An 8,374-nucleotide genomic window follows, 5' to 3' on the forward strand; every position below is an offset into this window, starting at 1 on the left:
AAATCCGGTGACATTGGAATTGATATTACCCACAGTCAGGACACGGCACCGTGCCAATTGGTGTCAACTTAAGCTGTGAGCCCGCCAAGTCCGCCGGGGGTTGAAACCCCTGCCGGACTGTGGCTTCGCTACAATAGCGCTGGCACAACTATTTGTTGCCTCTGTCCAAAAAGATAAGCTATCAAATCGCTCAAACAAGTCGGGGGGTAAAATCGTTTTTCTCGGTTTAAACTCGACTTAGGCACGCACTTGATGTAACCCTTGTGTTTTGAGCTTATTATCAAATTCTGGCTCTTGATATTGAACATTCTCGAAATTATGCTCAAAAGGCTATTCGCCCAGAAATTGATAAATTAGCGACATCGTTTTAGCCGTTCCTATAGTTAATAGCTCGTAATCTACCAATAGAATAAATGCACTCTGTTTGCTGTAAAAAGCTTCTTTAAGAGCGTTATAGGCATACCCAACTAAACGCGAACCTTGACTTAATGCCTGGGTGCGACTGTAGACTGTAGCCCGTTCCGCTGGATTATTAAATAACCGGGAAACATCAAAAGCGTTACGCCGAATCAGTAGCTCGATGCTGTCCATAATCCAGGCGATATTTCTGACGCAGCAGATGACTTTTGCTTCAGGAAATACTTCCCGAATTAAGGGCAATTTGCTACACCAAAGACGATTGGTGTCGAAGATGATTTATTGGTCAGCTTGCGGGTGGTAATAGGCAGAAAAAATACTGAGAATCAGTGCCCCTTTTTGTTCCAGAGAAATAAACGTGGAAAACTCATTGTCTTCGCTCATGGCTTCCAGCATTCTCTCCACTCAACCCCCGACGGGGCTAGTCATAGCTGCGTGAAACCGGGGATTTTGTCTTAGTAGTGCAGCCAGTAAAGTAGAGCCCGATCGGGGTAGTCCTGATATGAAGTGGGCTTTCACTGGCCTCGCGTGGGAATGGGTTGGTAGAACTTAGATGCTACCTAAATGTATCATACTAAAGACATATTTTTTTTAGCATATTTTTATTTAACATTTCGCCACACAACATCCAGATTTACGATATCTTTACAATCTAGACATAGTGGGTTGACTTTCCCTATCTCTATCATTGCTTCGGGCCCCTGCCTCTGTAAAGTCGGAAAAGTCGGATCTTTGGCATGAGGACAAAATTACTTGGGAATTTTAACCGCAGAGGGTGGCGGATGTACGTGCTATGGACGCAGATGAATGTTGAGTTTGGTCAAGTAGGATCGATAAAACCCGCAAGGCGAGGGAATTACGATCGCGCTATATTGTGGATACATAAAGATATGCCTCTAGATTCTATGAATAACGAACAAGCTACTTTGAATACAGTCTCCGAACACGAGATTTTTGGCGATCGCGATTTTCCATCTTGGTTAAGCCAACAACAAATCAGCCTTGCTTGCAGCACCTATCAAACCAGCAGGTTAATGTTAATAGGTGCTGCACCAGAAACTAACAGAATATCGGCTTTTTGGCGAATATTCGATCGCGCAATGGGGCTTTACTGCACGCCGGAACGCCTTTATTTAAGTTCAAAATATCAACTCTGGCAATTAGATAATGTCTTAGAATCGGGGAATTTATACCAAGGATACGATAAATTATATATACCAAGAATCGGCTATACTACAGGAGATATCGACATTCACGATATCGCTGTCGATAAAAATAATCAAATTCTTTTTATTAGCACTTTGTTTAATTGTATCGCTACTTTGAGCGATCGCCACAGTTGCAAACCTCTCTGGAAACCCGGTTTCATCTCACAATATATAAATGAAGACCGCTGTCACCTCAACGGTTTGGCAATGGTAGCTGGGGAGGCGAAATATGTCACGGCGTCGAGTCAGTCGGATGTGGTGGATGGCTGGCGCGATCGCAGAAAAAATGGCGGTATAGTTATTGATATCGAATCTAACGATATTATCGTCACAGGATTGTCAATGCCACACTCGCCTCGCTGGTATCAAGACAAGTTGTGGTTGCTGAATTCGGGGAGAGGGGAATTAGGATATGTGGATTTAGACACAGGGAAATTTGAGGCAATTACGTTTTGTCCGGGATATGTCCGAGGACTAGCATTTTGGCAAAATTGGGCAATTGTGGGACTCTCGAAACCTCGGCGAGGTGACAACACTTTTAGCGGTTTAGAATTGGATGAGTTGTTAGCAGCAAAGGATGCTGAGGCTCGCTGTGGTATGATGGTGATTGATTTGACTACGGGGGCGATCGTTCACTGGTTGCGGTTTGAAGGAATTGTCACCGAACTCTATGATGTACAAGTGATTCCGACAGTGCAAAAGCCGATGGCCTTGGGTTTTCAGACTGACGAAATTGCTCAGTTAATTACTTTGGAACTTTAACCGCAGATGGTGGCGGATGTACGCGGATGGACGCAGATACAGCAGATTCCACGTTTATGAAGCACACCCCGGAAGTGCGATCGATCGCCGTAGGGAAACGGCATTACCCAAAGCGTGTCAACTTAAGCTTTTAGTCCACCAGTCCTCCCCCCCACCCGCTACTCCGCCAGGGGTTGAAACCCCTGTCTAATAGCTAAAGTCCTCTAAAAGAGGACTCAAGAACTCATCAGTCCTCTTTTAGAGGACTTGCGCTTTGAGGCAGGGGTTTCAACCCCTGCCGGACTGTCGGTTTGATGTTAAAATGTTTACAGGATTTACCCACGCGGTGTGAGAGAAAGTATTTAAGCGGGATTTGATATTACTCAACAATCGCCCCATCTAAGCTGGTTTTTCTTAAGTCTGTTCTGGCTAAATTTGCACCTCTTAAATCCGCACCTGTTAAACAAACATTGCTTAAATCTGCATAACTCAAATCCGCACCTCTGAGATTAGCATCTGATAAATTTGCTCCCGATAAGTTCGCCCTCACCAGTTGCGATTTACTCAAATTGCTGCCACTCAAATTTGCTGCTGACATCTGTACCGCCATTAAGTTTGCTTTGCTTAAATTACTGCCGCTGAGGTTAGCCAAATTTAATTTAGCATAACTCAAATCAATGTTTTCCAAGCAAAGTTCGCTCAATTGCGCGCATCGCAAGTTAGCATTAATAAAAAACCTGTCTCCAATTCCATAACGGCGCAGCAATTCGTCAACTGCAAGCCGAATTAAAACCGGTTCGCAAGTATTTTGGTAGCACCACGATGTCTCCAGCAAACGGGCGGCTGCTTCAATTGCTACCTTGTCGCATTTAGAGAGTACCAAACTATTGCACCCATCCCACTCACCGTTGAGCATGAATGCCATCTCAGAAGCTGCTACAATTGAGTCGCATAACAAAACGGTTTCTGGTTTGGGTTGCAGCCAGTTCATTAGGGCGATCGAACTCTTGTTTTTCACTGTTGATTCAGGATTTGTTGGTATTTCTTAATTATAGGTAAAATTATTGAAAACATTATGCACAAATTTGCGGCGGCTTCGGAGACTGAATTAATTGTATTTGGTGCAGCGAGACCTGGATATCGCGATGCAGAAATTGCTGAGTGGATTGAATTTATGCAGGGGCACAATATCAAGCAAGTTTGCTGTTTGCTTCCCGATTCCCAACTCATCCGCTACGGGGACTTACTGGGAACGTATCGGAATATCTTTGGGTGCGATCGAGTTTGCTGGGCTCCGATTGCCGATTTTGAATTGGTAGATAGGGATATTTTGCTCGATCGCATATTACCATTTTTGGCATCTGCAAATAGCAAAGGCGAAGGGGTCGTAGTTCACTGTTCTGGGGGGATCGGACGTACAGGACAGGTTTTGGCTGCTTGGTTGGTTAGCGGGCGGGGATTATCTAACAAACAGGCGATCGCAGCAGTAAAAAAAACTGGTAGAAATCCCTATGAAGCCGTGTTTGCTGCTTTGTTCAAAGGTCGAAACCCTTGGCAAGTTGCCGGAGAACTTAATGCTCTTTTAGATGATGGTCGTCCTGTTATATGAACTCCGGTTGCACCGTTAGTTAATTAACAGTTAACAGTTAACAGTTAACAGTTAACAGTTGACCAAATGCCAAATGCCAACTGCCAACTGCCAACTGACTAATCAGTTGTACTAACGTGGTCAATTCTCTCTAATTGCCAGAGAATTTGGTTGCCCTCGCGCCGCACCCGCGACACTACCCAATTTCGCCAAACCCAGTTGTCTCCACGACTGGTGACAGCGCTGGCATTTACATCCATCAAATCAGCCAGTTCAGAACTGGTAATCAAGTAGCCTTTCGTCGCAACCTCGTCGGCGATGTGCAACGTTTCGATCAGATTGCGGAGGTCCTGAACCCTCACCTCGCGGGGCAAGTTCTCCAGGGTATCGGCAGTTGAATCCATCATGGTAGAGTTGGAGATCGGAAGGTCAGAAGTTATGACATAGGATTCTATCGTTTTGTTACCAGTTACGTCCGTTTCTTCCGAAACAATTGTGTTGTCAAAGCGTAGGGGCGGTGCCCCCGTGCCCGCCCCGGCCTCGTCTCCCGTTGGTTTCTGCTGTTGCAGTTCGGGAGTGAGATTGTGCGAGAAGCTGCGGGCGATTTCATCGCATCTGTCGTTGTAGAAGTCGCCGGAGTGGCCGCGGACGTGTTCCCACTGGATTTGCCGGGAATTCAGCTTGTCTAGCAGATGCCAGAGGTCTTGGTTGACAACATCTTTGCCCGTTGAGGTTTTCCAGCCTTTATTTTTCCAGCCTTGAATCCATTTAGTGATGCCGTTTTTAACGTATTCGCTGTCGGTGTAAACGGTGACAGGTTCGGTTTGACCGGAATTGGCAAAAAATTCCAGCGCAGCGACGGCAGCCTGCATTTCCATGCGGTTGTTAGTGGTTTGGGGGTCTGCACCTCCGAGTTCGTGACACTTGCCGTCGGCGAAACAAACTACTGCACCCCAGCCACCTGGGCCTGGGTTGCCGGAACAAGCGCCGTCTGTGTAGAGGCTTTTGATTTTGGGAGTTGTCATGAGCGAATTAATGTGTAATTTAGAGGTAAGTTGTTTGCAAGTGCGATAATTAAGGCAATTGAGATAGTTTTACTTGCTACTATGAAAAATGCCAACTTAAAGATTAAAAAGGTTGCGCTATTTATTTGTCCCTTTTCTTTGTTAATTTTTAATACTTTCGCGCAAGCACAGCCCATAGTGCCTGCTGCTGACGGTACGGGTACTGTTGTCACCCCGATCGGCAACCGCTATGATATCAACGGCGGCAGTTTGTCGGGAGACGGCGCGAATCTTTTTCACAGTTTTGGGCAGTTTGGCTTGAATCAAGGTCAAATTGCTAATTTTCTGACTAATTCGGCTATTCAAAATATATTAGCTCGAATTGCTGGCGGGGACGCTTCGCTAATTAACGGTTTAATTACTGTCACGGGCGGCAATTCTAATCTTTTTCTAATTAATCCTGCGGGGATTGTGTTTGGCCCGAACGCGAGTTTGAATGTGCCGGCGGCTTTTACTGCAACTACTGCTACTGGTGTCGGTTTTGGTTCAAATTGGTTTAATGCTGCGGGTACAAATAATTTTAGCGCCTTGCTTGGTACGCCAAATGCTTTTTATTTTAGTCCGGGTGTACCGGGAAGTATTGTTAATGCTGGCAATTTAGCGGTGAATCCTGGGCAAAATTTGGCTTTGCTTGGCGGTACGGTTGTTAGTACGGGGCAGTTGTCGGCTGCGGGCGGGCAAATTACTGTTGCTGCTGTTGGGGGAGATAATGTTCTCCGCATTAGTCAACCGGGGCATTTGTTGAGTTTGGAAATAGCAACGGGCGGAAATTTTGGGAATTCTCAACAGACTTTGAATCCTGTTTCTTTGCCGCAGTTGCTGACAGGTACTGGGCAAAATCAGGCGGCGGGTGTTGCGGTTGCGGATGACGGTTCTGTGCGGCTTGTGGGTTCGGGTTTGCAGGTGAATTCTGGGGATGTGGCGATTGCTGCTAATGTGTCTGGGCTGCCGCAGTTGAATGCGGGAAGTGCGAATTTATGGGCTGCGGAAAATCTCTCGTTAGCGGGCGCTAGGCTGCAAACTGCGGGGGATTTGAGTTTGCTGGGTGGGGATGCGGTGCGGGTCAGGGACAGCGCCCAGAATCCTTTTTTGGCGAAGGCTGGGGGTAATTTATACATTCAGGGATCTCGCACGATCGATATTCTCACTCAAAATGCGATCGGCGGCTTATCTCTTCCCCCGCAATTCCAAAGCGGCGGCAATTTGAGTTTGGTTAGCAACGGCATTATTTCGGGGGATGCTCACTTTGTTTCTGGTGGCAATTTTTCGATTCGCAATTTGTCGGGAATGCCGGGAAACTTTGTCAGTTTATTTGACCCGATTATCAGTTCGGAAGGAGATGTTTTCTTTGGAGATTATACCGGAGTTTCGCTGAAAGTCGAGGCGAGGGGGAGCATTGTTGCCGAGGAGATTACAATTACCGGCCCCGATATTGCATTGGGTAGGGAAAATCTGAGTGGCGATCCCGATATTGCTATTTTAACCAGCAGTCCGGCCTTAATTCTGCGGGCTGGAGTGCAAAATTTGGCTAATTCTCCTAATGTTCCTAATTCTCCTACGGATACTCCGGGTGATAATGAACAACCTAATCCTTTAGGTGACGATGCAATATTTACTCCTGCGTCTATTTTATCGAATAATTTGATTTCTATTGAAAATATTTCGGCAGGCGGGCCGGTGATTTTGTCAGCGCCGGGAATTATCGCAACTAGAGATATTAATGGCGGTCAAATTAATCTCGAAAGCAGGGAAGCAGGAGTGGTAGTTGGGGGCAGATTAACGTCTAGTTCGACAATTAATATTCAAGCTAATGACAATATTATATTGACAAGTGACATTTCTCGTGCTGATATCAACGGCAGTATTAGTCTGAATACTGTTCGAGGCAATATAGTAACAGGGTCGATCGATACTGGGACTTCTGGGGCGATCGCACTCAGAGCTTTTGGCAATGTGAATTTTGGGACTTTGCAGGGGTCTAATGTTGATATTACCAGTAACTCCGGTGAATTGGGAGTTGTGACTGATGCCAATACCATTGTGCCTAATACTACACCAGTCAATATCACAGCAACTGAGAATATCAATTTGACAGCTTTGAGGGACTTAACGGTAGGCAATCTCACCGCTGCGACTGTCAATGCTAGCAGCAATGGGAGTGTTAATACGGGGGCAATCGCTACGAATGGAGATGTCAGACTTTTGGCAGGACAGCAAATTACAGCAGGGACAATTAATGTCAATCCTACCACCAGCACAGACGGAAGCAATCGCATTCCTACAGTAAATTTGAATGCCCAAACTAATATTAGAGTTCTATCGATCGATGCTGGCACTGGCACTATTGCTTTGAGAGCATCCAGCGACTTAAATGCAGTGAATTTGCTAGGAGGAGCAGTTGAGGTCAATAGCGATGGGGGAAAAATTGCGATCGGCAATACTACATCCCTTGGTAACATTAATGTAACAGCTTTAGGCGATATAACTTCCGGAAATTTGCAGGGAGTGGGAGTGAATGTCAATAGTAACTCTGGAACAATTCAAACTGCAAATACCACAGCCACTGGGAATATTAATGTAACAGCTTCTGGCAATGTAAGTTCCGGAAATTTGCAGGGAGAGAGAGTGAATGTCAATAGCACTAGCGGGAATCTGCAAATGACCAACATCACTGCAACAGAAAATATCACTTTCAGAGCGTTAGACAATGTGAATACGGGGAATTTGCAGGGAGTCGCTGTTGATGTTAATAGCAGTAGGGGAAGTGTCAGCACTGGCAATATAAATGCTGCGGAAATTGTGAGTATTTTAGCCGCAAACGAAATCACAATAGGGCGAATAAATGTTAATCCTGTTGTTAGGGTCGATCGCACTTCTACAGTAAATCTTAACGCTCAAAATGATATCAGCGTTGCATCCATAAATGCTCCGGGCGGTAATGTTGAGCTCGCAACTCCGGGTTTAGTTCGAGTGACGGGTACTTTTGGCCAAAACGGCACTCCTGTTAGCATCTCGACTCTTGGCGACACTCAAGCGGGTACAGTTACGATCCGCCACGGCGGCGGTGATGTCAATCCGCCGATACCTTTTGCGGTGGGAGATGCGACGACTAACGGTACTGCTGGGGCGATCGCCAGCAATGCTTCAGGTACGATTACTCAAGGGCGATCGTTCATAAATTCTTACACTCAAGGCAATAGTGCGATCGTAACTACCAATCAACCAACAAATCCCGACAATCCCAATAATCCGAATAATCCCAATAATCCCAATAATCCCAATAATCCCAATAATCCCAATAATCCCAATAATCCCAATAATCCCAATAATCCTAATAATCCCAATAATCCCAATAA

7 protein-coding genes are annotated in these 8,374 nt (G+C 45.7%); 3 read left to right on the forward strand and 4 right to left on the reverse strand.

All coding sequences use genetic code 11. The annotated features are described in order from the left end of the window. Positions 1 to 330 precede the first annotated feature (330 nt). Complete coding sequence (locus QUA88_RS00645) at positions 331 to 660, reverse strand: hypothetical protein (protein WP_333163442.1); 330 nt, start codon at positions 658 to 660, stop codon at positions 331 to 333. A 162-nt stretch (positions 661 to 822) separates the two neighbouring features. Beyond that, positions 823 to 936 carry a sulfotransferase gene (locus QUA88_RS00650; RefSeq protein WP_333070737.1) on the reverse strand — a complete coding sequence of 38 codons (114 nt, stop codon included), beginning with the start codon at positions 934 to 936 and terminating at the stop codon, positions 823 to 825. A 386-nt stretch (positions 937 to 1,322) separates the two neighbouring features. Between QUA88_RS00650 and QUA88_RS00655 the strand changes: the two genes are divergently transcribed. After that, entirely contained in the window at positions 1,323 to 2,387 is a 1,065-nt protein-coding gene (locus tag QUA88_RS00655; RefSeq protein WP_445300586.1) for a TIGR03032 family protein, read from the forward strand. Between the two features lie 358 nt (positions 2,388 to 2,745). On the opposite strand, the gene QUA88_RS00660 is transcribed toward QUA88_RS00655, so the two are convergent. After that, on the reverse strand, positions 2,746 to 3,384 hold the full coding sequence (locus QUA88_RS00660; RefSeq protein ID WP_333233935.1) for a pentapeptide repeat-containing protein: 639 nt from the start codon (positions 3,382 to 3,384) through the stop codon (positions 2,746 to 2,748). A gap of 57 nt (positions 3,385 to 3,441) precedes the next feature. Between QUA88_RS00660 and QUA88_RS00665 the strand changes: the two genes are divergently transcribed. Beyond that, positions 3,442 to 3,975 carry a phosphatase domain-containing putative toxin gene (locus QUA88_RS00665; protein WP_333269721.1) on the forward strand — a complete coding sequence of 178 codons (534 nt, stop codon included), beginning with the start codon at positions 3,442 to 3,444 and terminating at the stop codon, positions 3,973 to 3,975. Between the two features lie 98 nt (positions 3,976 to 4,073). Here the strand turns inward: QUA88_RS00665 and rnhA are convergent, their stop codons facing one another. Then, entirely contained in the window at positions 4,074 to 4,979 is a 906-nt protein-coding gene (rnhA, locus tag QUA88_RS00670) for a ribonuclease HI (RefSeq protein WP_333259765.1), read from the reverse strand. An 81-nt stretch (positions 4,980 to 5,060) separates the two neighbouring features. Here rnhA and QUA88_RS00675 point away from each other — a divergent pair. Then, the coding region (locus QUA88_RS00675; RefSeq protein WP_333269724.1) for a two-partner secretion domain-containing protein at positions 5,061 to 8,374 on the forward strand (3,314 nt) is incomplete at its 3' end.

Origin of the sequence: Microcoleus sp. D3_18_C2 (assembly GCF_036702395.1) — a bacterium.
Classification (GTDB): domain Bacteria; phylum Cyanobacteriota; class Cyanobacteriia; order Cyanobacteriales; family Microcoleaceae; genus Microcoleus.